This window comes from Massilia sp. CMS3.1 (assembly GCF_051262535.1).
GTDB lineage: Bacteria > Pseudomonadota > Gammaproteobacteria > Burkholderiales > Burkholderiaceae_D > Telluria.
The window spans coordinates 312,300-337,053 of record NZ_JBIMES010000002.1 but is presented as its reverse complement, the minus strand read 5'-3'; the positions used below and the strand labels follow the sequence as shown (position 1 = coordinate 337,053).

Sequence of the window (24,754 nt, the reverse complement as noted above, 5' to 3'; positions counted from 1 at the left end):
CATGAATATCCTGATTCCGTTTGCCGGCCTGTCGGCATACCCGTGGAAAAACAGTGGCGGCAGCACCACGACGATCGCAGTCGGTCCGCCCGAGGCCGGCTTCGAGGACTTCGACTGGCGCATCAGCCTGGCCACGATTTCCGAAGACGGCCCGTTCTCGCGCTTTCCCGGCGTCGACCGTACGCTGGCGCTGGTCGATGGCCACGGCATGACGCTCGATATCGACGGCACTGAGCGCGTGATCATCTGCGAGAGCGGTCCGGTGCTGGCCTTCGACGGCGACTCGGAGGTGGTGGCCAAACTCAATCGCGGCCCGACCACCGGCTTTAACGTCATGACGCGCAGCGACCGCTGCTACCACCAGTTCGGACGCCGCCGCCTGGCCGGCAGATCGCGTTTTGTGGCGCGTGCCGACCTGACATTGCTGTTCCTGGCCGAGGGCGACACCCTCGAGATCGCCAGCGACGCCGAGCGCATCAACATGGTGCGCTACGACGCCGTGATGTTCGACCCGGGCACGATCTGGTCGATCGAGGCGACCCAGGCCGTCATCTTCATTGTCGACATTTTCTATTACAACGAAGACGAGGAATATGAAGATGAGTGAGCGCCACGCGCTCCGCGTCGATGCGGTGTTTGCGAACGTGAACCTGGCCACGATGGTCGATGGCTACGGCGAGGTGAAGGATGGCGCGATCGCCGTGCACCACGGCCGCATCGCCTGGGTCGGTGCGCGCCGCGAGGCGCCCCGTGCCGCCGTCATCCACGATTGCGACGGCGCCTGGCTGACTCCCGGCCTGATCGACTGCCACACCCATATCGTCCACGCCGGCAACCGCAGCGACGAATGGGAAGCGCGCCTGGAAGGGGCGAGTTACGAAGACATCGCGCGCAACGGCGGCGGCATCATGTCGACCGTGCGCGCCACCCGCGCGGCCAGCGTCGAAGACCTGCTGCGCCAGAGCGCGCCGCGCGTCTCGCAACTGCTGGCCGAGGGCGTCACCACCCTCGAAATCAAATCCGGCTACGGCCTGAACCTGCAAGGCGAAGCGGCGCTGCTGCGCGCCGCGCGCCGCATCGGCGAGCTGTTGCCGGTGGAAGTGCGCACGACCTTCCTCGGCGCGCACGCGCTGCCGCCCGAATTCACGGGCCGCCCCGACGACTACATCGCCGAAGTGACCGAGCGCATGCTGCCGCTGCTGGTCAAGGAAAAGCTGGTCGACGCGGTCGACGCCTTCTGCGAGCACATCGGTTTTAGTTATGACCAGACCGAACGGGTATTCGCCGCCGCCAAGCGGCTGGGGCTGCCCGTCAAACTCCATGCCGAACAACTGTCGGACGGGCGCGGCGCCGAACTGGTGGCGCGCTACCGCGGCCTGTCGGCCGACCACCTCGAACATGTCACGCCGGCCGGCATCGCCGCCATGGCCGCCGCCGGCACCGTTGCCGTGCTGCTGCCGGGGGCGTATTACTTCTTGCGCGAGACCCAGGCGCCGCCGATTGCCGCCCTGCGCGCGGCCGGCGTGCCGCTGGCGGTGGCGACCGACTGCAATCCGGGCACGTCGCCGCTCAGCTCCCTGCTGCTGGCAATGAACATGGCCTGCACGCTGTGGCGGATGACGCCGCGCGAAGCGCTGCTCGGCGCCACGGTCAACGCCGCACGCGCGCTCGGCCTGCAGGAACAGATCGGCACGCTGGAAGTCGGCAAGCGCGCCGATTTTGCGCTGTGGGACATTTCACGACCGGCCGAGCTGGCGTATGCGATCGGATTCAATCCCTGCCAGGCGGTGGTGAACGGCGGCGTGATGCGCGCGCGCGATGTGGGCTTGCCGGCGGGCTTGTAAGTAGACAGTGGGCCGCCGTCCATGAACGCTGCATTGGCCGCGTCAATGTGCGTTCGGCGGGATTTTTGTCAGAGCGACTGCAACTTCGAACGCGTCTCCGACATCGCCCGGTGCAGCATCCGCTCGGCATGGAAATCATTCTCGCGCTGTGCCGCAATGGCATGCAGGCCGCGGGTGTAATTGTCGAGACGGGAACGCAGCCACGCCTTGTAGAGACGCGTGGTGATCGGCTTGAGTCTGGAAGTCATGGTGTCTCCCTTTGTGCGAAGAACACATTGTCCGGGACACCTATTCCTTGCATTTGTCATCACTCAAGCGTGCGACGCCGACGGCTAACTATTGAGCAGTGTCAATTCGACGGTCTCCAGCTCGGTAATTATAGGTAGCAGACGATCCGTAAGAGAGGTAAGCAATTGTAAGAAAAACAGCTTCTGACGAGTTCACACAGCTATAGTGAAATCCTTGATTTCCAGTCTCCCCTCCCCATTTACATAATGGGTTCGCCCACGGCGCCTCACGGCCTCGTGGGCTTTTTCTTGTGGAGCGGTTAACCTGACCCTCATGGCTGCGTTGCATCGTCTCGCCGTACCAGCGTACTGTCTTCGACGATGCGCCTTGCCCTGAGGGCCAGGTTAACCGCTCTTGATATCGATCAGTCCGCGCGGCGCGCCAGATGGTCGAGCGCTTCGCCGGTCACGCGGCAGATGCGCCATTCCGGCATGATGTCGGCACCCATCGTCTTGTAGAAGCCGATCGCCGGCTCGTTCCAGTCCAGCACCGACCACTCGAAGCGGCCGCAATGGCGTTCGACGGCGATCTGGGCCAGGCGCGCCAGCAGCGCGGTGCCATAGCCCTTGCCGCGGTGCGACTGGCGCACGTACAGGTCTTCCAGATACAGGCCCTTCTTGGTGAGGAAGGTCGAGAAATTGTGGAAGAACAAGGCGAAGGCGACGACTTCGCCGTTTTCCTCGCCGATGATGGCTTCGCAGGCCGGGCGCAGGCCGAACAGGCCCTCGTGCAGCAGCTCTTCGGTGGCAACGACCATGTGTTCGAGTTTTTCGAACACGGCCAGCTCGACGATCATCGAGTGGATGTGGGTGACGTCGGCAGGTTCGGCGGGACGGACGGAGAAATGGGTAACAGCAGTCATGGAGTGTCGGATACTTGGTTCAGGGTTGCGGTGTGCACGGGTTTGGCTGCGGGTGCCTGCAGGGCCCAGGCCACGCTGGCCAGGCACAGGATCATGCCGAGGAATTCGACCGGACCCGGACGGTAGGCTTCCAGCTGGATCGACAGCAGTACCGACAGCACCGGCGTGATGACGCCGATATACACGGCCTTTTGTGGCCCGATGCGGTTGATCAGCGTGAAGTAGGCGAGGAAGGCGATCACCGAGCCGAAGATCGACAGGTAAACCAGGCCCAGCGTATAAGACACCGTCGGTGGCAGCACGAAGCGCTGACCGGTCAGGACGACGTAGAGGGCCACCAGCAGCGTGCCCCACAGCATCGACCAGGCAGTAGTCAGCATCACATTGTTGGACTGCTCGCGCACCTTCCCGACGACGATGCTGCCGGCCGAACTGGCGATGGTGGCGACCAGCGCCAGTACCACGCCCAGCAGGAAATGCCCGCTGCCGCCCGCCTGCACGTCGCGCCAGGCAGCGCCGATCGAGTGATAAAAGAGCAGGGCCACGCCGCAGGTGGCGACAGCGCCGGCGCCCCAGGTGCGCGGCGCGATCGGCGTGCCGTAGAAGACACGGCCGAGCAGCGGTGTCCAGAACACCATCAATGCGAACAGGACGGCGACCAGGCCCGAGACCACGACTTCTTCAGCCTGGTAAGTGCAGATATAGGATAAGCCGAAGGTCGCCATACCCTGGAGCATCAGCCACTTCTGGGTACGCCAGGGCAGTTGCAATTTAAAACCGCGGCCGATGCAGATGACGAACAGCACGCTTGAGGCCAGCGCAAAACGGTAGACCACCGATACTGAAGGCGGGACTTCGCCCAGCTGCAAGGTAATGGCCCAGAAGGTGGAGCCCCAGATGAGCGAGGCGATGATGAACAGGGCGCGAGAAGACATCGCGGAAGTATACGTGTTTTCCCCGTTTCCTGCCGTCTATAAATTGGTGCGGGGGGCGTCGCTTAGTGCGTTACGCGCGTGTTGTAACCATTGCTCAGAAGTCGCACCCGCTCGCCCGGACGGAACAATTCATCGGCCGCCTGGGTCACGGCGCGCAGTTCACCGCTGTCGAGTTTTACCGTGATTTCGAAGCCGGGGCGGTTGTTGGCGCTGGCCTCGACCCGCTGCCCGATCAGGCCGCCCGCAATGGCGCCGACGATCCCCATCGCCGCCGAACCGTTGCCGCTCCCGGCCTGTGAACCGGCCAGGCCGCCGAGCGCGGCGCCGCCCATCGTGCCCACACCCGATTCGGAATTGGCGATGACGACATTGCGCACCGACTCGACCGTGCCGGTACGCACGACTTGTTCGTTCTGGGTCTGGTAAGACCGGTAGACGCTGCCGGAGGGCGGCGCGGTGGCGCAGCCGGCGAGAAGGGCCGCCACGAGAAAGAGCGGAAAGGGGAGGGTGGCTTTCATGGCAGTCTCCGACAAGCGCAATGCGCTGCCAGGAAAGCTTACTCTCAGAAAGCAAGGTGCGCCGCACACATCGGCGCACTTCCCACCTGCTCAGTACGCGAGATGGAAGCGCCGGTACAGGAAGCCCAGCACGAACAGCGGACCGATCAGCAGAAAGCGCAGGTCGTCGAGGAAGGATGGCTTCTTGCCCTCGATCTTGTGGCCGATGAACTGGCCGATCCAGGAGACCACGAACACGGCGATCGACAGCGGCAGCACCGTCATGGGAGGCATCGCAGCCAGGATTGCCAGCATCAGGAGCGACATGGCCAACATGCCGATCGCGAACGGTTTCGAGAGCTGCAGGTAGTACCACATCGCCCCGCCCACGGCGGCCAGTGCCAGCACCGGGTGCAGCGACCACAGGATGCCGAGCAGCGAAAACACGATGAGCGGCACGCAGACGAAGTGAATCAATTCATTGGTCGGGTTGCGGTGGCTCTCGCTGTATTCGGCGAGCAGGGCGTGGATGTGGCGCGACTGTGCGGTCTGGTTCAAGAATGTCTCCGGCCGTGGTTGTTATACGGACGATTCTACACCTGCGCAGCAGCAAAATCAGGCCGCGCACCGAGCCGCATCTGCGGATGGTTCGCGAACACCTCAGACACCCATTCCACGAACACACGCACCTTGGCCGACATGTGGCGGTTCTGCGGATAGACGATGTGCACCGGCAGCGCGTCGCTGACCCAGTCCGGCAGCACCTGCACCATGCGGCCTTCCTCGACGTGTCGGGTCAAGAGGTAATCGGTCATCTGGATCACGCCCAAACCCGCCAGGCCTGCCTGCACGTAGGCGTTCGAATCGTTCAGGGCGATCACGCCCGGCATCGGCACTTCGATGCGCTCGCCATTCCGGTTGAAATCCCAGTCGTATACCTTGCCGGTCTTGGCCGAGAAATAATTGACGCAGCGGTGACGCGCCAGGTCGTCCGGATGCGCGGGCATGCCGAAGCGGGCCAGGTAGGAAGGGGCGGCGGCGGTGACGAAATTGATGATGCCGACGCGCCGCGCAATCAGGCTGGTATCGGTCAGCGGACCGCCGCGCACCGCGCAGTCGACACCTTCCTCGACCAGGTCGACCGGACGGTCGGTACTGCCCATTTCCAACGTGATATCCGGGTAGCGTTCGAAAAAGGCGGGCAGCGCAGGTATCAGGATCTCGCTCGACAAGCCGGTGGGCGTGTCCACGCGCAGGCGGCCGCTCGGATTGATGCGCATGCGCGACAGCGATTCTTCGGCTTCGCGCACGTCCGACAGGATGCGCACGCAGCGTTCGTAATAGGCGGCCCCGTCGGACGTCACCGTCACCTGCCGGGTCGTACGGTGCAGCAGCTTGGCCGACAGCGACGCCTCCAATGCCTGCACCAGGGTCGACACGCTGGCCTTCGGCAGGTCGAGCATCTGCGCCGCACGGGTAAAACTGCCGGTATCGACCACCTGGACGAATACCGCCATTGCCTGGAGCTTGTTCATGCTTTCCTCGCTTCGCGTTCAGCCGAACGCATCTTTGCGCTGATTGTTCGCAGAATCCGAACAATCAATTCGACATTGCCATCTTTATCTGATTGTAGATGATGTCTATAGTGTCCGTACTGGAGTAAAAACCTTTTGGCAGGCAGGAGCAGGACATGAAAGTTCGGGACAGCATTCTGGCAACGATCGCATTGGCGATCAGCACCCTGGCGATGGCCGGGATGGTCGGCAGCGGCGCCTATGCGCAGGCGGCAGGCGCCGAGGCGCGCGGCGTGCATGCACTGTCGGCCATGGCGCAAACGCTCTGCGACGATCCGGCGCCAGCCGCGACGCTGGCCGCCGTCTCGAACAAGGTGGCGCCATGAACGACCGACTCGATGCCGTCAACGCGGCCGCCGACGCCGTGCGGGTACGCGACCTTGAAGTGGCCGGAGAACAAGGTCCTTTGAAAGCGCGCCTGTACGCCACCGGCCAGAAAGGTAAGCGCGACACCCTGGTCGTGTTCTTCCCTCCCGGTGGTTTTGTCGCCGATACCCTCGACGACTCGGACGGCTTCCTGCGCCACCTGGCCGGCGTCAGCCACACCCCGGTCGTGCTGGCGTCGAGCTACACGCTCGCCACCGTGCGCCCGTTCCCGGCCGCGGTCGAGGATGCCCACGCCGTGCTGCTGTGGGCGAAAAAGAACAAGGCCACACTTGGCTGGAACGGCAAGCATTTGCTGGTGGCCGGCATCGAGGCCGGCGCCAACCTGGCCGCCGTCTGCGCCCTGATGTCGCGCGACCGCGGCGCACCCACACTCGCCGGCCAGATCCTGATCATGCCGATGCTCGACCCCGGCCTGTCGACCTGCTCGATGCGCGAGATGCCGAATTGTCCTGACCAGGAAAAGCTGGCCGACGGTTGCGCCGCCGCCTACCGCGGCTACCTGCCGAACGCGGCCGACCGTACCCATCCTTACGCCTCGCCCCTGCAATCGAGCCGGCTGAAGAACCTGCCGCCGGCCCTGATCCTGTCCGCCGAGGACGATCCTTTGCGCGACGAAGCCGAAGCCTATGGCGCAAAGCTCGCCAGCTTCGGCGTGCAGGCGACCGTGCGTCGCCTGTTGCCCGCGCCGCAAGCGGACGAGCGTAACGAATGCGCCTGCGAGCGGCCGGCGCTCGTCGAAATCTCCGACTTTATCGCACGTCTTGAGGGGCAGGGGGCCCTTCAAGCCTAAGTCAGCACTTACCTGGATTTCCAACTGAACTGAACCGGACAACCGCACCACCTGGTGCGGCGGGGCCCGCTTTTCCTGCGATTCGTCGCGGGCGGGACGGGTGTCGCCATCTTCTTAACATTCTCACAAAAAAAGGGGTCAACATGAGAAAGCTGACACAACTCACCAGCGCCGCCAGGCCGCTGATTGCCGCATTGGCGCTCGCCGGACTCGTGACGGGCACACTCGCCGGCTGCGACGACGCCACCGGAAAAACCGCCGCGCCAGCGGCACCTGCGGCGCCGCCGGTATCGGCCGCCATCGTGCTGGAGAAGCCGATCGCCGAAACCCAGGAATTCTCGGGCCGGCTGGAAGCCGTCGAGCGGGTCGAGATCCGCTCGCGCGTCAGCGGGTTCATCACCGCCGTGAACTTCAAACCGGGCAGTGAGGTGAAGAAGGGCGACGTGCTGTTCGTGGTCGACCCGCGTCCCTACCAGGCCGAAGCCACCCGCGCACAGGCCGCAGCCGCCTCCGCCCGTGCCAGGGCCGACCTCGCCAAACGCGAACTGGCGCGCGCCGAGAGCCTGATGGCTGACAAGGCGATCGCCCGCCGCGAATTCGACGAAGCCGCCGCAAGCCAGAAGGAGCTGGAGGCGAACGCCGGTGCGGCCCAAGCCCAGTATGAAGCAGCGCGCCTGAACCTGGCCTACACCCGCGTCGTGTCGCCGATCGACGGGCGCGTCTCGAAAGCCGAGATCACGCTCGGCAACCTGGTCGACGCCACGGCCGTGCTGACCTCGGTCGTTTCGCTCGAGCGCATCTACGCCAGCTTCGACGGCGACGAAGACACCTACCTGCGTGTCGGCGTGAAGGCCCGTGACGGCGCGCCGGTGGCGGTGCGCGTGGGCCTGGCCAACGAAGAAGGCTTTCCGCACGAGGGAACACTCGAATTCGTCGACAACCAGCTCGACGCCCGTACCGGCAGCGTGCGCATGCGCGCCACCTTCGAGAACAAGGACGGCGCCCTGGTGCCTGGCCTGTTCGCGCGCGTGCAGCTGGGCGCGGCCGACAGCCGCAAGGCCGTTCTGATCAACGAGCGCGCGGTGGGCACGGACCAGAGCCGCAAGTTCGTGTTCGTGGTGGGCGCCGACGGCAAGGCCGAGTACCGTCCGGTGACGCTCGGGCCGGTGGTCGACGGCCTGCGTGTCGTGCGCAGCGGCGTCAAGGCCGGCGAGAAGATCGTCGTCAACGGCTTGCAGCGCGTAAGGCCCGGCGCGCCGGTGGCGCCGCAGATCGTGCCGATGATCGATGCCGCCCCGCTGGCGCTGGCGCTGGCAGCCGCTACCGACGTCAAGGAGTAAGCCATGAACTTCTCCCGCTTCTTTGTCGACAAACCCATTTTCGCCGTCGTGCTGTCGGTGCTCATCTTCGTGTCGGGCCTGATCGCGATCTTCCAGTTGCCTATCTCCGAGTACCCGGACGTGGTGCCGCCCTCGATCGTGGTGCGCGCCCAGTACCCGGGCGCCAATCCGAAGGTCATCGCCGAGACGGTGGCCGCGCCCCTGGAAGAGCAGATCAACGGCGTCGAGAACATGCTGTACATGTCCTCGCAAAACACGTCGGACGGCGCCCTGATGCTGACGGTGACCTTCGCCATCGGCACCAACGTCGAGCAAGCCGAAACCCAGGTGCAGAACCGCGTGCAGCGCGCGCTGCCGCGCCTGCCGGAAGAGGTGCGCCAGATCGGCGTGACCACCGTCAAAAGCTCGCCCAACCTGACCATGGTCGTGCACCTGAATTCCCCGGACGGCCGCTACGACGACCTGTATCTGCGTAACTACGCCACCCTGAACATCAAGGACCGGCTGGCGCGTATCGAAGGCATGGGGGAAGTGCAGCTGTTCGGCTCGGGCGACTATGCGATGCGCGTCTGGCTCGACCCGCAAAAGGTCGCCGCGCGTGGCCTGGTGGCAGGCGATATCGTCGAGGCGATCCGCGAACAGAACGTGCAGGTGGCGGCCGGCGTTATCGGCCAGGGCCCGGCCAAAGGCGCCGAGTTCCAGCTGACCGTCAACACCCAGGGGCGCTTGTCGAGCGTCGAAGAGTTCGGCGCCATCATTGTCAAGGCAGGCGAGGACGGTTCAATCACGCACTTGAAAGACGTCGCGCGCCTGGAGATGGGCTCGAACTCGTATGCCTTGCGCTCGCTGCTGAACAACAAGTCGGCCGTGGCGATCCCGATCTTCGAAGCGCCGAATGCGAACGCATTGCAGTTGTCGACCGATGTACGCGCCACCATGGCCGAGCTGTCGAAAGAGTTTCCGGAAGGCGTAGAACACAGCATTGTGTACGACCCGACCCAATTCGTGCGCGAGTCGATCGACTCCGTGATTGTCACCCTGTTCGAAGCGGTCGTGCTGGTGGCGATTGTCGTGATCGTGTTCCTGCAAAGCTGGCGCGCCTCGATCATCCCGCTGCTGGCGGTGCCGGTGTCGGTCGTCGGCACCTTTGCCGTGATGCTGATGTTCGGCTTCTCGATCAATACCCTGTCCTTGTTTGGCCTGGTGCTGGCGATCGGCATCGTGGTCGACGACGCGATCGTCGTCGTGGAAAATGTCGAGCGCAACATCACGAATGGCTTGAACCCGCATGACGCAACGATCCAGGCCATGAAGGAAGTCAGTGGCCCGATCGTGGCGATTGCCCTGGTGCTGTGCGCCGTGTTCGTGCCGATCGCGTTCGTGTCCGGCTTGAGCGGCCAGTTCTACCGTCAGTTCGCGCTGACGATTGCGATTTCGACCGTGATCTCGGCCTTCGCTTCGCTCACGCTCGCCCCCGCCTTGTCGGCTGCGCTATTAAAAGCGCACGACGCGCCGAAGGACCGCCTCACGCGCGGCATCGACGCCGTCTTCGGGCGCTTCTTCGCCGCCTTCAACCGCTTCTTCGGGCGGGCATCGCACCGCTACGAGGGTGGCGTGCAGACGGTCCTGCGCCGCAAGACGCTGTCCCTCGCCGTGTATGCGGTCCTCGGTGTTGCCGCGCTGTTCATGTTCAAGGTCGTGCCGCCAGGCTTCGTGCCGCAGCAGGACAAGGCGTATTTGATCGGCTTTGCGCAGCTGCCCGACGCGGCCTCGCTCGACCGGACCGACGCCGTGATCCGCCGCATGTCGGCGATTGCGAAAGAGATTCCGGGCGTCGAGTCGTCGATTGCCTTCCCGGGCCTGTCGATCAACGGCTTTACCAATGCGCCGAATGCCGGCATCGTGTTCACGGGACTGAAGCCCTTCAGTGAACGGCGCGGCAAGGACCAATCGGCCGAAGCCATCGCCGCTGAAATCAACAAGCGCATGGGCGCCGTCGAAGACGCCTTCGTGATGGTGCTGCCGCCGCCCCCGGTAAACGGCTTGGGGACCACCGGCGGTTTTAAAATGATGCTGGAAGACCGGGGGAATCTTGGCTACGACGCGCTGTACAAGGCGGCGCAGGCCATGCAGGCCAAGGCCTGGGCCGACCCGCGCCTGGCCGGCGTGTTCTCGAGCTACCAGATCAACGTGCCGCAACTGTTCGCGGACGTTGATCGCGTCAAGGCCAAGCAGCTCGGCGTGCCCCTGCAGACGATTTACCAGACGCTGCAGATCAATCTGGGCTCGCTCTACGTGAACGACTTCAATCAGTTCGGCCGCACCTACCAGGTGCGGGTGCAGGCGGACGCCCAGTTCCGCTCGCAGCCCGAGCAGATCGCGCAGCTGAAGGTGAGGAGCGTCAAAGGCGAGATGATTCCGCTGTCGTCGCTGATGCAGGTGAAGGACAGCTACGGCCCGGACCGCGTGCAGCGCTACAACGCGTATGTGACGGCCGACATGAACGGCGGTCCGGCAGCCGGCGTCTCGTCCGGCCAGGCGCAGGCCATCTTCGAGCAGATCGCGCAAGAGACGCTCCCTAAAGGGATCGCCTATGAGTGGACCGACCTGACTTACCAGAACATCCTGTCGGGCAATACGATGGTCTTCGTCTTCCCGCTGTGCGTGCTGCTGGTATTCCTGGTGCTCGCTGCCCAGTACGAGAGCTGGACGCTGCCGCTGGCCGTGATCCTGATCGTGCCGATGTCGATCCTGTGCGCGCTGGTCGGCGTCAAGCTGACCGGCGGCGACAACAACATCTTCACGCAAATTGCGCTGTTCGTGCTGGTGGGCCTCGCCTCGAAGAACGCGATCCTGATCGTGGAATTCGCCCGTGAACTCGAACACCACGGCCGCAGCGTGGTCGACGCCGCGCTGGAAGCGAGCCGCCTGCGCCTGCGTCCGATCCTGATGACCTCGATCGCCTTCATCATGGGTGTGGTGCCGCTGGTGTTCTCCACCGGCGCCGGCGCCGAGATGCGCCACGCCATGGGTGTGGCCGTCTTCGCGGGCATGCTGGGCGTGACCCTGTTCGGCCTGTTCCTCACGCCCCTGTTCTACGTCCTGCTGCGCACCTTTGCCAAGCGTTTCGAGAAACCTGTTGCTACCCCCGCCGCGGTGCGGGCTGAAGGAGTACATCAATGAGAACAATGATTGCACGCGGCGTGGCGCCCCTGCTCGCCGCCTTGCTGCTGAGCGCCTGCGCCGCGCCCGCTTTCAGGCAACCGGCGATCGATACCCCGGCCGCCTTCAAGGAAGCGGGAGACATCAGGACCGCCGCTGACGGCAGCCTGTGGCGCCTCGCCCGCCCGGCGGAGCAGCAAGCGCGCGGCCAGTGGTGGCTCGCCTTCCAGGATCCGCGCCTGACCGAACTGGTGGATGAGGCAAGCAGCAACAACGCCAGCCTGGCCGTCGCCGCGGCGCGCGTCAAACAGGCGAGGGCGATCGCCGGGATTGCGCAGGCCGACCGGGTGCCGCAGGTCGGCGTCGGGGTCGGCGCCCAGCGCGCGCGGCCCGCGCCGCTGGACCTCAATCTTCCCCAGGGGAGCAGCATCGCGCCGCAAAACAGCTACAGCGCCAGCCTGAGCGCGAGCTACGAGGTCGACCTGTTCGGCCGCGTCGGCTCAAGCGTCGAAGCGGCGCGCCAGGATGCGGGCGCGAGCGAGGCCAGCTACCGCTCGGTGCTGCTGTCTCTGCAGGCGGACGTGGCCCAGACCTGGTTCCGGCTGCGCGCCCTGGACGCCGAACTGGCGACCGTCGATGGCGCCGTGCGGCTGCGCGAGGAAAGCGTGCGCATCAATCAGCGCCGCTTCGACCTGGGCGACATCGGCGAATTCGACCTGGCGCGCGCCAAAACCGAGCTGTCGGCCACGCGCGCCGAAGCGATCGGCCTGCAGCGCCAGCGCACGAATGCCGAACATGCGCTGGCCGTCCTGCTGGGCCGTCCGGCCGCACGCTTCACGGCCACTACCAGCCCCTTGCCGGACAGTGTCGCGCTGCCTGCCATTCCGGCCGGTCTGCCTTCGACCCTGCTCGAGCGCCGGCCCGATATCGCCAGCGCCCAGCGTGCGATGGAAGCGGCGAATGCCCGCATCGGCGTGGCACGGGCGGCGATGTTCCCGGCGCTGAACATCAATGCCGGGGGTGGTGGCGTCGGCGGCACCATGGCCGAGGTCTTCCATTGGAGCAGCCGCTCCTGGGTGCTGGGCGCGCTGCTGTCGCTGCCGATCGTCGACGGCGGGCGTAACAAGGCGAACGTGACGCGCAGCGAAGCGGTCCTGGAAGAATCGGTGGCGGCGTATCGCGAGCGGGTGCTGGCGGCATTCGCCGAGGTCGAGGACAACCTGGCCGGCGTGCGCATCCTGGCCGCCCAGGGCGAACAAGTCGACGACGCGGTGCGCTCGGCGCGCCGTTCGGCCGAACTGGCGCGCAAGCTGTACGACGCCGGCCGTTCGAGCTATCTCGACCTGCTCGACGCGCAGCGCAACCTGGCAGCGAGCGAACGTAGCGCGGTCCAGTTGCGCGGGAACCAGGCCATGACGACGGTGGCCCTGATCCGCGCGCTCGGTGGCGGCTGGGATGCGCCGGCGCAGGACGGCGCGGCGCCATTCGCGGCGCGCTAGCCACCGATTGTCTCGATGTGCCGCCGTTTTTTTCATGTGCGGCTTTATCCATCCGGCACGGCTACAATCGGCGCATGACGACCCCGGCACCTCTCGAGAACAATTTGCTGACAGGCCTGGCGCCGCTACTGGCGCTTGACACGCGCATTCTCATCCTCGGCAGCTTTCCGGGCGCCCAGTCGCTCGCCGCCGTTCAGTATTACGCCCATCCGCGCAACCAGTTCTGGCGCCTTGTCTCGAACCTGGTCGATGAGAACCTGGCAGCGCTGCCCTATGCCGAGCGCATGCCGCGCTTGCTGGTGCACCGTGTCGGCCTCTGGGACGTGCTCGGCGCCTGCGAGCGCGAGGGTAGCCTCGATTCCGCCATCCGCAAACCTGCCGCCAACGATTTCGAGCGCCTGCACGCGCTCTGTCCGCAGCTCGAAACGGTGGGTTTCAATGGCCAGACCTCGGGCAAGTTCGCGCCGCAGTTTGCCGCCGCCGGCTACCGGACAGTCGTGCTGCCATCGAGTTCGCCCGCGCACATGGCGATGAGTTTCGAGCAGAAGCTGGAGCTCTGGCGCCAGCTGGTCACGGATGCCGGTCCGAATCGATCACCTGTGCAGGGCTCCTTGCTTTGATTTACCTGCCGCGCTGCGCATTGGCGGTCCATCGGGAGGTGCGCAGCGGCGCGGCTTGCGTATCTACCGCGACTTGGCCGAGATCCCCCAAGCGGCGTCCGGGATTCCGGACTAAACTGTTGCACGAAGGCAGGCAATCGTGCGCCGGTCCGTACGCGCCCGAGCGATCCGTGTTACACTGGTTTCAGTCGTAAGGGTCATAAGGCCTTGACGACATCCCGTACGAGCCCGCAACGCGATGTGTGTAACGTCGCCCGCGACCAGGCCGAGGGATTGTGATTCGAGATACGTTGGTCGACTTACACCATGGAGGCACCATGCACATAGCATGGGCGTCCAGGGCTCCGCACCTTGCAGATAGCATGGGCTGGAGCAGCGATACAAGCATTGGCAAACCATTGAAACGAAGCCCGCAGCAAGCGGGCTTTTTTTTCTGTCACCGCGCAGGTCGGCGTCCGGCTGCAGTCCCGGATCGAAGCCGCCGCCGTCAATTATCCGCCAGATCGCGGCCCATTCACTCTTACTCCGATCCAGTCCTGTGCAGCACTGGTATCGAGCAGCATCGTCGCGGCGCCATCATCTTGCGCCAGCTCGTAGCACCAATCTTTAAAGGAAGAACAACATGGCAAAAGAAGAACTCATCGAAATGAATGGCCTCGTCACCGAAGTGCTGCCGGAACTGCGTTTCCGCATTGACCTCGACAACGGCCACAAGCTGATCGCCTATACCTCGGGCCGCATGAAGAAAAACCACATCCGCATCCTGGCGGGTGACAAGGTGACGCTTGAACTGTCCCCTTACGACCTGAACAAAGGCCGTATCGTGTTCCGTCACATCGAAACGCGCGGCGCCCCGGCACCACGCACCGGCGGCTTCCAGCGCCGCCGCTAAGCGGTTCTCGTTACGGGACGCGATGCGCGCATGACGCCGTCGCGACCGGTAACGGTCTACCTGCTGCGGCGCGGCCATTCGGCCGCGCCCGCATTTCTCCGGTAGCATTTCGCACCGCAGATACACCCCCCCGCACTATCCCCATCATTTTAGTGACGCCGCGATCCCGCCGCCACACTGCGCAGGTGCGCCAGCTTGGCCGAATAACGCGCGCGCGCATCAAGACGCACGCTGGTATCGCGCGCCAGCACCAGCTGCTTCTCCGCGGCGCTCATTTGTCCCAGCTGTAAACTGGCGACACCCAGCCAGAAATGGAATTCGTCGTTATAGGGCGCGCGCGCCACTTCGCGTGCGAATAGCGCTCTGGCCCCGGTGAAGTCGCCCGCTTGATAGGCAGCCATCCCCTGGTTGAAGTAATGGTAGGGCGGCGCCGGATACAGGCGCGCCACCCGTTGCTTGAGTGCCTCGGCCTCGCCGGTCTTGCCGTTTTCGGCGAGCAAACGGGCCAGGTTCTGCATCACGACCAGGCTGTCCGGCTCGCGCTCGAAGGCCGTGCGGTAGACCTGCTCGGCCAGGAGCTTATGGCCGCTGCGCTCGTAGACGACGGCAAGCGTGTTCCAGGCCATCGCCAGCGTCGGCTTTGTCAGCAGGGCGGCGCGCGCCCACCAGTACGCGTCGGTATGGCGTCCCCCCACGAGTTCTTCGGCCGCGCGGTTGTTCATGTACAGGGCAATGATGTCGGTCTTGTCGAGCGTGCGCACACGGTAGTGGCTGGCGCCGATCGACGGTATGAAGTCGACTGTCAGGGCGGCGGCGTCGGGATCGTCGAAGCGCGGTGCCCGTGGTGCGAGGCTGAGGTTGACGTGCGAGCTGATCAAGTACAGCGCACCCTCGCGGTTCCAGGTACTGTCCACCTGCACATCCTGGAAGCGCACGGTCATGCCCAGTTCGCGCGCGAAGGCGGCGGTCATGATGACCAGCGAGAGGCAATTGCCCTTGCGCGCGGCATAGGTTTCGGCGGCGGTGCCGGTATGGCTCGCATCGTAGTCGAGCTGGAGTGCGCGCCGGTCGTAGAGGGCTTGCAGCAGGCCCCTGACGGCGCCGTGTTCGCGCAGTGTCTCGCGGAACTGGGGGCTGTGGACGTGCTGGCGCATGGCGGGGCTGAGATCGAACAGGCCGCTGGCATCGGCAGGGCGCGCGGGTGGCGCGAACGCGGCGTCATTCAGGAGTGCAGATACCTTGCTCTCGGAGAGGGTCGGCGCCATCTGGGCGCAACCTGACAGCAGCACGAGCAGCGACAGAATCCAGGTTCTCATCATGCCTCCGAAGCCGGTAACGACACTTCAGTATCGTCCCGGCCGGGGCAGCCTGTCAAAGGCTAATGGTCGTCGTGCAGCGCCTCTTCGAGTTCGTCGAGCAGTTCGGCCGTTTCGTCCTCGTCGAGCGAGAGATAGGCGCGCGCGCGCTCGCCGCCCTTGTCCCATTCGGGTGAGCCGGCGTGGCCCTGGTAGCGGCGGATCGCGCGCTCGGCCAGCAGCGACAGGGCGACCAGCGAGCGCACGGCATCGTCGGTATGCTCGTCCTCGAGCACGGCGTAATCGTGGTGGTGCAGGATCGCCCACGATACTTCGCTCGATAGCCCCCAGTTACGCGCCAGCAGGGTGCCGACGGCCGCGTGATTGGTGCTGTGACGCTCGTCCTCGAGGGCGGTAAAGGCGCGCACCTGCTCGGCGCCGGCGTCAAGGAAAGTGGTTTCGTAATCGGGGAAGCGCTTGACCAGCAGCGGCATGCCGGTATCGCAAAACAGGCCGAAGGTATGGGCGATGTCGGGCGCGCCGATGCGCAGGCGGCGCGACAGGAACACCATCGCATGCGAACGCCTGGTCGAGACGTCCCAGAAATTGGCCAGCGCCGCGCTCTCGACAGGAATCGCCTGGCGCGCCAGCAGGCCGGTCATCAGCGCCGCCACCTGGTTGATGCCCAGGAACAGGATGGCCTGCTCGATCGACTTGGCGCGGCGTCCGCCGAACAAGGAGGAATTGGCGAGCTTCAGCAAGGCGCCGGCCATGCCGACATCGCGCGTGACGATGCGCCCGATGCGCTCCGGCGAAGGATCGCCCGACGCCAGCTCCGCCTGCAGGTCGGCCAGCAGGCTGGGACGCGGCGGAATGCGGATCGACCTGATCAGCTCGTCGACCGCATCCGTGGGCCCGGCAGCGGGTGCCGAAGGCGTGGCGCTACCCGCGCTCGCGAAGCGCGATCCGACACGCGCTGCGACGCGCGATGGCATTGCGTTACCGGCAGCTGTACTCATAGGGAAGAATGCTTATGGGAAATAAAAAGCGAAGACTGCCACTATAAGCGATGCTGCGTTTCCTTGCAGCAACAGGGCGCCTTGTGTGGAAAAACGGACAGAACCTTGTTGTCGAAACCCCTAAAATCGCCCGCATGAACCCAGCACATCTTGCAGGAATTGATTTTTATGGGGCGTCCGAGGTCCTTGCACGCCAGTTGATCGGGGTCGTGGTGCTGGTCGACGGCGTCGGCGGGCGCATCGTCGAAACCGAAGCCTACGACCGCGAGGATCCGGCCTCGCACGCCTTTTCCGGTCCCACCGAGCGCAACGCGGCCATGTTCGGACCGCCCGCGCATGCCTACGTTTATCGTTCCTACGGCATTCACTGGTGCCTGAATTTTGTCTGCCGCGAAGAGGGGCATGGCGCCGGGGTGTTGATCCGCGCGATCGAGCCGCTCGCCGGGTTGGACATCATGCGCCGGCGCCGCGACGCCGACGACAGCGCGGCGCTGTGTTCCGGTCCCGGCAAGCTGTGCCAGGCGTTGGAGGTGACGCGCGCCTTCAACGGACTATCGCTGGCGCAGCCGCCGTTCCAGCTGGAGGCAGCGCCCGCCGGACTGGAGGTCGTCAGCGGGCCGCGCATCGGCATCTCGAAGGCGATGGACGTACCCTGGCGCTTTGGTCTGGCCGGCTCGCGCTTCCTCAGCCGTCCGTTCCGCTGATCCGCTCAAACCGGCTTGCGGCGCCGGAGCCAGGCAGCGCCCGTCGCGTGGCGCGCATCGGACTGGCGTGCGAACGCCGGTCGGCTGGATCCTGGAACCCGGCCGATGCATTTGTCTCCTCGGCCAGCGGTTCGATGCCCTCGATCTGGAACACCGAGACCGCGCGCGCCAGGTTCACGGTCTGCTCATGCAGGCTTTCGGCCGCCGCCGCCGCTTCCTCGACCAGGGCCGCGTTCTGCTGGGTCATGTCGTCCATCTGTCCGACCGCGTGATTGACTTCGGCGATGCCGTCGGCCTGCTCGGTGCTGGCGATGCTGATGCGCTCGATGATCTCGTTCACCTGCTTCACCGAAGCGACGATGTGGCCCATGCTGCTGCCAGCTTCGTTGACCGAGGCGGCGCCGCCGTCGATGATCGACACCGAGTCGGCGATCAGCGCCTTGATTTCCTTTGCCGCCGCCGCCGAGCGCTGCGCCAGCGTGCGCACTTCGGAGGCCACCACCGCGAAGCCGCGGCCCTGTTCGCCGGCGCGTGCTGCTTCCACCGCCGCGTTCAGCGCCAGGATATTCGTCTGGAACGAGATGCCGTCGATGACGCCGATGATCTCGACGATCTTGCGCGAGCTGGCGCGGATCGATTCCATCGTCGCCACCGCGCGGTCCACCGCTTGCCCGCCGTGGCTTGCCAGGCGCGCCGCCTCGGCCGCGAGATCGGTGGCCAGGCGCGCATTGTTGGCGTTGTCCTTTACCGCTACCGTCAGCGCTTCCATGGCGCTGGCGGTCTGCTCGAGCGAGCCGGCCTGCATCTCGGTGCGGGTCGACAGGTCCAGGTTGCCGGTGGCGATTTCCTTCGAGGCCGTATCGATCGAGCGCACCGACGTCAGTATCGCGTGCAGGGTGGTGTTCAGGGTGCCGATCGTGTGGTCGAGCGCGCGCGAGGTGTCGGCGATCTCGTCGCGGCCCGTGCTGCCGGTCGCGCCGGCAAGCCGTCCTTCGGCGAGTTCGGACACGACATCCGAAATGGCGCGGATATCGGCCAGCATGGCGCGCCGCACCAGCATCGTGACCGTCAGCGAGAGGGTGATCGAGAGCAGCACCAGGATCGCCATCGTCACGCCCAGCATGCGAAACTCGGCGTCGGCCGCGGCATAGGCTTCTTCGCTCAGGCGCGTTTCGAGCGCCGCCAGCTGGGCCAGCTGGGCATTCAGGATGCCGAAATCCTTCTCGGCCTTTTGCATCGAATTGGTCGCGATCGACTGGTCGACCTGGGCCATCTCGATCGTGTCGAGCACCGCCTTGCGGTAGGCGGCCAGCGCCGTGCTGGAGGCGTCGATCAGCTTGCGTTCGGCCGGGTCGGCCACCTTGGCCAGCGCGGCGAGACGGGTCTTGATGTCGGCGTGCTTCTTGTTGATGTCGCCGACCAGGGCCTCGAGCCGGTTCTTGGCGAAGCTGCCGCTGATCCAGGCCAGCAGCTGGTAGATATTCGCGTGCGCGTATTTCGCGTCGCCGGCGACATCGGCGGTATCTTGCAGGCGCGCCGCGCGCACCTGCACCATGTTCTCCAACGAGGCATGCTGGCGCACCATGCCGTAATAGGCGCCGCCGGAAAGCAGTGTCAGCAGCACCAGCACCAATCCCGGCGCCAGCAGCAGCTTCGGGCCAATCCGTAGTTTGTTCAGCATGCTTTTCTCCCGTACCAACGAAAAAGGCGGCCGAAGCCGCCCCAGGTCACATTCCGCTTATTTCTTGTAGATGCCCGCTTCCAGAATCACACCGTCGACCAGCAGGATGTAAGTCGTTTTCGGTTCGATCTTGCCGTTCGTCGGGTTCTTGTACTGGTAGTCGACCCAGCCCTTGCCCTTGGCTGCGGCCAGCTCGATGATCTCGCGGCGGTATTTCTTGCCGTTTGCATCCGGTACGTCGGTCAGGTCCTTGCCGACGATCGACGGGTTGTAGGGGTGCGCCAGCACGATGCCGGTCTTGACGTCGCGCAGGTCGACATACAGTTCGCCCTGGACGAAGTCCGGATCCTTGGCATTGATGCGCTTCATCATTTCATCTTTGCCCTTGGCCTTGATCAGCGCGGCGCCGCGTTCGGCCATCGCGATCGCATCCTTTTCGGTGGGTTCGAAGGCCAGTGCACCGGAGCAGGCGAGTCCGAGGCACAGGGCGGTGGCAGTGGCGAGCAGCTTCATGAGCAGTCCTTTCGGTAAGACATCTGGGAGGAAACTTTCCTAAGTGCATTGAGAAATGTACGCCGCACTTTCAGTGGGCAGTTTGCGTTGACGCAAAATGGGGTAGGCAATTGGGATACGGCGCCACATGTCTTTGAGCAAATATTCGATGCTTTTAAGAAAGAATAGGCGCACTTAATTGATTTTGGGCAACTCAAAAGCCTGATACAGCACCTAAGATGAATTCCCGTCGGCAATTTCTTACTCAAGAATTCGCTCGTCGTCCCACCCATCTTTCCTCTCCAGGAGCATGCCGTGACCACCACTGAATCGACCCCCGCCAAGTTCAAGCCGTACACGCGTCAGACCATTGCGCTCGCACGCCAGTGGCAATGGATGAGCCCTGAGCTGCAGGAAGCAACCCAGGTCGTCTCCCATGTGCTGCCGTTTCGCGTCAACGAATACGTGCTCGACCAGCTGATCGATTGGGACCGCATTCCGGATGATCCGATCTTCCGCCTGACCTTCCCGCACCGCGACATGCTGCCCGCGCGCGAATACGAGCAGTTGCGCGACCTGGTGCTGCATAAAAAAGACGATGCCGCCACTGCGAAACTGGTGCACCAGATCCGCATGCGCATGAACCCGCACCCGGCCGGCCAGATGACCCACAACGTCCCGCGCGTGAACGACGCACCCTTGAAGGGCCTGCAGCACAAGTACAAGGAGACGGTGCTGTTCTTCCCCAGTTCGGGCCAGACCTGCCACGCGTATTGCACCTTCTGCTTCCGCTGGCCGCAGTTCGTCGGCATGGACGACATGAAGTTCGATGCGCGCGAATGCACGGAACTGGTGGCCTACCTGAAGACGCATCCGGACGTGACCGACGTATTGATCACCGGCGGCGATCCGATGATCATGAATACGCGCTCGTTGACGGAATTCCTCGAGCCGCTGCTGGCGCCGGAACTGGCGCACATCCAGAACATCCGCATCGGCACCAAGTCGGTCGCCTACTGGCCGCAGCGCTACGTGTCGGACAAGGATTCCGACGACCTGATGCGCGTGTTCGAGCGCGTCGTCAAGGCCGGCAAGAATCTCGCCATCATGGGCCACTACAACCACGCGGTCGAACTGCGTCATCCGATCGCGCAAGCGGCGGTCAAGCGCATCGTCGGCACCGGAGCCACGCTGCGCATGCAGGGTCCCCTCATCCGCCACATCAACGAAGACCCGAAGAGCTGGGCCGAGCTGTGGACCACCGGCGTGCGCCTGGGCGCGATCCCGTATTACATGTTCGTCGAGCGCGACACCGGCCCGAGCGACTACTTCTCGCTGCCGCTGGCACGCGCCCACGAGATCTTCCAGCAGGCCTACTCGATGGTCTCGGGCCTGTCGCGCACCGTGCGCGGCCCGTCGATGAGCGCTTTCCCGGGCAAGGTCGTGATCGACGGCGTGGTGACGATCAATGGCGAAAAGCTGTTCGCGCTGCAGTTCCTGCAGGCGCGCAATCCGGAATGGGTGCGCAAACCCTTCTTCGCCAAATTCGATTCCGAGGCCACCTGGCTCGACCACCTGAAGCCCGCCTTCGGCCGCAAGAAGTTCTTCTTCGAAGAAGAGGGTGGCGACGCGGGCCACCACGTGCCGGCCGGACGCGTGATCCCGATTGTCCAGGCGCAGCACGACCGCCGCGCCAGCGACAGCCAGCCCAGCGCAGCCTGATCCGGACCCGGATCCGGACCCGCCATGGCTGACCAGAGCTCGCCACGCCTGTCCGGCGTGGCGGTTTTCTTCTACGTGTTCCTGCCGTTCGCGCTGGGACACTACCTGTCCTCGCTGCTGCGCAACGTGAATGCCGTGCTGGCCCCGAACCTGGTCGGTTCGCTCGCGCTCACGCCGGGGCAGCTGGGCCTGCTCACCAGCGCGTTTTTCTTCTCCTTCGCGCTGGTGCAGCTGCCGGTCGGGATTGCGCTCGACCGCTACGGGCCGCGCAAGGTGCAATTGGTGCTGATGCTGGTGGCCGCGCTCGGCGCGCTATTGTTCGCGCGCGGCCAGGGGTTCGGCCAGCTGGTGCTGGCACGCGCCATCCTCGGCTGCGGCCTGGGTGGTTGCTTCATGTCGGCCGTGAAGGCCATCTCGACCTGGATCGCACCTGGCAAGCTGCCCTCGGTACATGGCTACCTGATCGCGGTCGGCGGCCTCGGTGCAGCGTCAAGCACCATGCCGGTGCGCATGGCGCTCGAACACATGGACTGGCGTGGCCTGTTCCTGCTGTTAGCTGCCCTGATTGCCGCCAGCGGCGCCCTGATCTGGCTGTTCGCGCCGCGTTGCGCAGCGCCGCCCGCCGGCAAGCGTCCGCCGATGCTGGCCTCGATCCTGAGCGTGTACCGCACACCCGCGTTTCGCTCGACGATCTCGCTGGTGCTGCTGCCGCATGCGGTATTCTTCGGCATCCAGGGCCTGTGGATCGGACGCTGGCTGTCGGATGTGGCGCGCTTTCCGAACGATGCCGTCGCCTACCTGCTGTACCTGAGCATGGCGGCCGTCATTTTCGGTGCGATCGCCGTCGGCATGATCACCGAATGGGCGGGCAAGCGCGGCATGACGCCGCTCGACGTCGCCGGTATCGGCATCGGCCTGTTCGTGCTGGTGCAGGCCGCCTTCATCGTCGGCTACAAGCCGAGCTTCCAGCTGCTGTCGGTGCTGTTTACGCTGGTGGGCACGATCACCGGCATCGAATACGCCATCGTCGCCCAGAGCATGCCGCGCGAACTGACGGGCCGTGCCGCGACCTGCCTGAACCTCCTGATCTTTGCCGGCGCCTTCCTGGTGCAGGCCGGGTTTGGACTCGTGATCGGGCTATGGCAGCCCGATGGCGGCGGACGCTATCCGGCGCTCGCCTACCAGGTGGCGTTCGGGGTGCTGGTGCTGCTGCAGCTGCCCGGTCTGGTCAAGCATATGCGGCGCAGATTCGCTTCCAGCCGCGTCGTGCAGCCTGCCATCGAGGAGGCGCATACGCCGGCCTGAACGGTGTATCGGTTGCTGGACGGAAACGAGCGGGTCGGTATTGTCGCTTTTGCTACAATCGGTCGATCCATTTTCGATGTTGATTCCGTCCAGGAGAAACCATGCGCCTTCGCTCGTCCCCCATCCTTGCCGCAGCCGTGCTGCTCACGCTTGCCGCATGCGGCGACAAGTCCAGCCTGCCCGTCGGCGCCGGCGTGGGTCCGTCGCCGACTTTGCCGGAACCCAAAAAGAGCTTGATTACGACAGTCGATATCGCCCCGGCCAAAGGCTGGAACGGCGGTAAACCAAGCGCGGCGCAAGGCCTGGAAGTGAGCGCGCTGGCATCCGGTCTGGACCACCCACGCTGGCTTCACGTGCTGCCCAATGGCGACGTGCTGGTGGCCGAATCGAACAAGCCGCAAACGCCCGAGACCAAGAAGTCGGGTATCAAGGCCTGGATCATGGGGAAGGTGATGGAAAGGGCGGGCGCAGGCGTGCCGAGCGCCGACCGCATCACGCTGCTGCGCGACGCCGACGGCGACGGGGCGGCCGAAGTGCGCACCGTATTCCTGAAGGGCCTGCATTCACCGTTCGGCATGGCGCTGGTGGGCGAGACGCTGTACGTGGCCAATGCCGACGGCATCGTGCGCTTCCCATACAAGGAAGGCGTCACCGAAATCGCCGACGCCGCACAGAAAGTAGCGCCGCTGCCGGCGGGGCTGAACCACCACTGGACCAAGAACATCATCGCCAGCAAGGATGGCAGCAAGCTGTACGCGACCGTCGGCTCGAACAGCAATGTCGGCGAAAACGGCATGGAGATCGAAGTCAACCGCGCGGCCATTCTCGAGGTCGACGCCAAGACCGGCGCGACGCGCCTGTTCGCCTCCGGCCTGCGTAACCCGAACGGCATGGGCTGGGAACCGCAAACCGGTGTGCTCTGGACGGTCGCCAACGAGCGTGATGAAATCGGCAGCGACCTGGTGCCCGACTACCTGACCTCGGTGAAGGACGGCGGCTTCTACGGCTGGCCGTACAGCTACTATGGCCAGCACGTCGACGAGCGCGTCAAGCCGCAGCGTCCCGACCTGGTGGCGAAAGCGATTTCGCCCGATTACGCGCTCGGCGCCCACGTCGCCGCGCTCGGCCTGACCTTCGCCGAAGGCGCGAAACTGGGTCCACTGTTCACGAATGGCGCCTTCATCGGCCAGCACGGTTCCTGGAACCGCAAGCCGCTGTCGGGCTACAACGTCGTGTATGTGCCCTTCGCCGACGGCAAGCCGAACGGCAAGCCGGTCGAGGTCTTGAGCGGCTTCGTCGACAAGAACGGCGACGCGTTGGGGCGTCCGGTGGGCGTGGCGATCGATAAGGCGGGTGCGCTGCTGGTGGCGGACGATGTCGGCAATGTCATCTGGCGCGTGCGGCCGGCGGCGAGGTAAGTTTCAGGGTGCGCGAACGTGCGTTGGACGCGTGGGCGGGTTCCCCACGCGTCCAACCAGCGTCCGATTATTCGCGACATATCTCCACCTGCGCTAAGCGCAACTCTCCACAAACCACAGCGGCACCGAGGTCCACGCAATCCCCGCGAAGGCCAGCAGCGCCGTGAGCGCCGCCGCCCAGTCCAGCAGCGCCGTTTCTTCCCCGCCACGAATGAAGGTATGCCGCGTGCGCCAGGCCAGCGCCGCGCAGATCGCCAGCGCCACGACCGTCATCAAGGCCAGCGGCAGGCGGTGCGGGCTGCCCGGCGCGAATCCGGCCGGGCTGCACTGGGCCGCCACCAGCACATAGCTGCCGGCAAAATGCGCGGCCCAGACCAGCAGCGGCAGGGTGCCGCGGATCAGCTTTCTGAAGAACCGTTCGCGCATCG

General features: G+C 64.9%; 24 protein-coding genes. 13 read left to right on the top strand and 11 right to left on the bottom strand.

Translation table 11 applies throughout. The features are described 5' to 3' along the window. Position 1 precedes the first annotated feature (1 nt). Complete coding sequence (locus tag ACHAC9_RS05210) at positions 2 to 607, top strand: HutD/Ves family protein (RefSeq protein ID WP_435757823.1); 606 nt, start codon at positions 2 to 4, stop codon at positions 605 to 607. After that, positions 600 to 1,844: an imidazolonepropionase gene (hutI, locus tag ACHAC9_RS05205; RefSeq protein ID WP_435757821.1), complete on the top strand. Its 1,245-nt coding sequence runs from the start codon at positions 600 to 602 to the stop codon at positions 1,842 to 1,844. Before ACHAC9_RS05210 ends, hutI begins: the two co-directional genes overlap by 8 nt. 68 nt (positions 1,845 to 1,912) lie before the next feature. Here the strand turns inward: hutI and ACHAC9_RS05200 are convergent, their stop codons facing one another. The 6 genes from ACHAC9_RS05200 to ACHAC9_RS05175 form a co-directional block, all read right to left on the bottom strand. Continuing rightward, positions 1,913 to 2,092: a hypothetical protein gene (locus tag ACHAC9_RS05200; RefSeq protein ID WP_435757819.1), complete on the bottom strand. Its 180-nt coding sequence runs from the start codon at positions 2,090 to 2,092 to the stop codon at positions 1,913 to 1,915. Between the two features lie 404 nt (positions 2,093 to 2,496). Then, positions 2,497 to 2,994: an N-acetyltransferase family protein gene (locus tag ACHAC9_RS05195; RefSeq protein WP_435757817.1), complete on the bottom strand. Its 498-nt coding sequence runs from the start codon at positions 2,992 to 2,994 to the stop codon at positions 2,497 to 2,499. Then, entirely contained in the window at positions 2,991 to 3,929 is a 939-nt protein-coding gene (locus ACHAC9_RS05190; RefSeq protein WP_435757815.1) for a DMT family transporter, read from the bottom strand. Before ACHAC9_RS05190 ends, ACHAC9_RS05195 begins: the two co-directional genes overlap by 4 nt. 62 nt (positions 3,930 to 3,991) lie before the next feature. Continuing rightward, complete coding sequence (locus tag ACHAC9_RS05185) at positions 3,992 to 4,447, bottom strand: glycine zipper 2TM domain-containing protein (RefSeq protein ID WP_435757813.1); 456 nt, start codon at positions 4,445 to 4,447, stop codon at positions 3,992 to 3,994. 90 nt (positions 4,448 to 4,537) lie between these two features. Then, the gene (locus tag ACHAC9_RS05180; RefSeq protein ID WP_435757811.1) at positions 4,538 to 4,984 is read right to left on the bottom strand and encodes a DUF962 domain-containing protein; all 447 of its coding nucleotides are present in this window, start codon (positions 4,982 to 4,984) and stop codon (positions 4,538 to 4,540) included. Positions 4,985 to 5,019: 35 nt separating this feature from the next. Continuing rightward, positions 5,020 to 5,961 (bottom strand): LysR family transcriptional regulator, encoded by a 942-nt coding sequence (locus ACHAC9_RS05175; protein WP_435757809.1) that lies wholly within the window; start codon positions 5,959 to 5,961, stop codon positions 5,020 to 5,022. A gap of 155 nt (positions 5,962 to 6,116) precedes the next feature. On the opposite strand from ACHAC9_RS05175, the gene ACHAC9_RS05170 reads away from it, so the two are divergent. The 7 genes from ACHAC9_RS05170 (at position 6,117) to infA (ending at position 14,690) form a co-directional block, all read left to right on the top strand. Continuing rightward, positions 6,117 to 6,326 carry a hypothetical protein gene (locus ACHAC9_RS05170; RefSeq protein WP_435757807.1) on the top strand — a complete coding sequence of 70 codons (210 nt, stop codon included), beginning with the start codon at positions 6,117 to 6,119 and terminating at the stop codon, positions 6,324 to 6,326. Beyond that, positions 6,323 to 7,177 (top strand): alpha/beta hydrolase, encoded by an 855-nt coding sequence (locus ACHAC9_RS05165; RefSeq protein ID WP_435757805.1) that lies wholly within the window; start codon positions 6,323 to 6,325, stop codon positions 7,175 to 7,177. Before ACHAC9_RS05170 ends, ACHAC9_RS05165 begins: the two co-directional genes overlap by 4 nt. A 143-nt stretch (positions 7,178 to 7,320) precedes the next feature. After that, positions 7,321 to 8,517 (top strand): efflux RND transporter periplasmic adaptor subunit, encoded by a 1,197-nt coding sequence (locus ACHAC9_RS05160; protein WP_435757803.1) that lies wholly within the window; start codon positions 7,321 to 7,323, stop codon positions 8,515 to 8,517. Between the two features lie 3 nt (positions 8,518 to 8,520). Continuing rightward, complete coding sequence (locus tag ACHAC9_RS05155; RefSeq protein ID WP_435757801.1) at positions 8,521 to 11,700, top strand: efflux RND transporter permease subunit; 3,180 nt, start codon at positions 8,521 to 8,523, stop codon at positions 11,698 to 11,700. Next, positions 11,697 to 13,178, top strand: a complete 1,482-nt coding sequence (locus ACHAC9_RS05150) for an efflux transporter outer membrane subunit (protein WP_435757799.1) — start codon at positions 11,697 to 11,699, stop codon at positions 13,176 to 13,178. Before ACHAC9_RS05155 ends, ACHAC9_RS05150 begins: the two co-directional genes overlap by 4 nt. A gap of 74 nt (positions 13,179 to 13,252) precedes the next feature. Continuing rightward, positions 13,253 to 13,798 carry a DNA-deoxyinosine glycosylase gene (locus tag ACHAC9_RS05145; protein ID WP_435757797.1) on the top strand — a complete coding sequence of 182 codons (546 nt, stop codon included), beginning with the start codon at positions 13,253 to 13,255 and terminating at the stop codon, positions 13,796 to 13,798. A 622-nt stretch (positions 13,799 to 14,420) separates the two neighbouring features. Continuing rightward, on the top strand, positions 14,421 to 14,690 hold the full coding sequence (gene infA / locus ACHAC9_RS05140) for a translation initiation factor IF-1 (protein ID WP_435757795.1): 270 nt from the start codon (positions 14,421 to 14,423) through the stop codon (positions 14,688 to 14,690). Between the two features lie 149 nt (positions 14,691 to 14,839). On the opposite strand, the gene ACHAC9_RS05135 is transcribed toward infA, so the two are convergent. Both ACHAC9_RS05135 and ACHAC9_RS05130 read right to left on the bottom strand, forming a co-directional pair. Next, positions 14,840 to 16,006: a tetratricopeptide repeat protein gene (locus ACHAC9_RS05135; RefSeq protein WP_435757793.1), complete on the bottom strand. Its 1,167-nt coding sequence runs from the start codon at positions 16,004 to 16,006 to the stop codon at positions 14,840 to 14,842. 62 nt (positions 16,007 to 16,068) lie between these two features. Further along, positions 16,069 to 16,980, bottom strand: a complete 912-nt coding sequence (locus ACHAC9_RS05130) for an HDOD domain-containing protein (RefSeq protein ID WP_435757791.1) — start codon at positions 16,978 to 16,980, stop codon at positions 16,069 to 16,071. A gap of 158 nt (positions 16,981 to 17,138) precedes the next feature. Between ACHAC9_RS05130 and ACHAC9_RS05125 the strand changes: the two genes are divergently transcribed. Then, positions 17,139 to 17,708, top strand: coding sequence for a DNA-3-methyladenine glycosylase (locus tag ACHAC9_RS05125; protein WP_435757789.1), 570 nt, complete (start codon positions 17,139 to 17,141; stop codon positions 17,706 to 17,708). On the opposite strand, the gene ACHAC9_RS05120 is transcribed toward ACHAC9_RS05125, so the two are convergent. Then, positions 17,689 to 19,389 (bottom strand): methyl-accepting chemotaxis protein, encoded by a 1,701-nt coding sequence (locus ACHAC9_RS05120; protein ID WP_435757787.1) that lies wholly within the window; start codon positions 19,387 to 19,389, stop codon positions 17,689 to 17,691. The genes ACHAC9_RS05125 and ACHAC9_RS05120 overlap by 20 nt on opposite strands. Before the next feature lie 57 nt (positions 19,390 to 19,446). Continuing rightward, complete coding sequence (locus ACHAC9_RS05115) at positions 19,447 to 19,902, bottom strand: cache domain-containing protein (protein WP_435757785.1); 456 nt, start codon at positions 19,900 to 19,902, stop codon at positions 19,447 to 19,449. A gap of 294 nt (positions 19,903 to 20,196) precedes the next feature. Here ACHAC9_RS05115 and ACHAC9_RS05110 point away from each other — a divergent pair, with 294 nt between their 5' ends. The 3 genes from ACHAC9_RS05110 (at position 20,197) to ACHAC9_RS05100 (ending at position 24,326) form a co-directional block, all read left to right on the top strand. Continuing rightward, positions 20,197 to 21,603, top strand: coding sequence for a KamA family radical SAM protein (locus ACHAC9_RS05110; protein ID WP_435757783.1), 1,407 nt, complete (start codon positions 20,197 to 20,199; stop codon positions 21,601 to 21,603). 24 nt (positions 21,604 to 21,627) lie between these two features. Beyond that, the gene (locus tag ACHAC9_RS05105) at positions 21,628 to 22,908 is read left to right on the top strand and encodes an MFS transporter (RefSeq protein ID WP_435757781.1); all 1,281 of its coding nucleotides are present in this window, start codon (positions 21,628 to 21,630) and stop codon (positions 22,906 to 22,908) included. 101 nt (positions 22,909 to 23,009) lie between these two features. Beyond that, the gene (locus ACHAC9_RS05100; RefSeq protein WP_435757779.1) at positions 23,010 to 24,326 is read left to right on the top strand and encodes a PQQ-dependent sugar dehydrogenase; all 1,317 of its coding nucleotides are present in this window, start codon (positions 23,010 to 23,012) and stop codon (positions 24,324 to 24,326) included. Between the two features lie 93 nt (positions 24,327 to 24,419). Here the strand turns inward: ACHAC9_RS05100 and ACHAC9_RS05095 are convergent, their stop codons facing one another. Then, entirely contained in the window at positions 24,420 to 24,752 is a 333-nt protein-coding gene (locus ACHAC9_RS05095) for a hypothetical protein (RefSeq protein ID WP_435757778.1), read from the bottom strand. Positions 24,753 to 24,754: the final 2 nt, after the last annotated feature.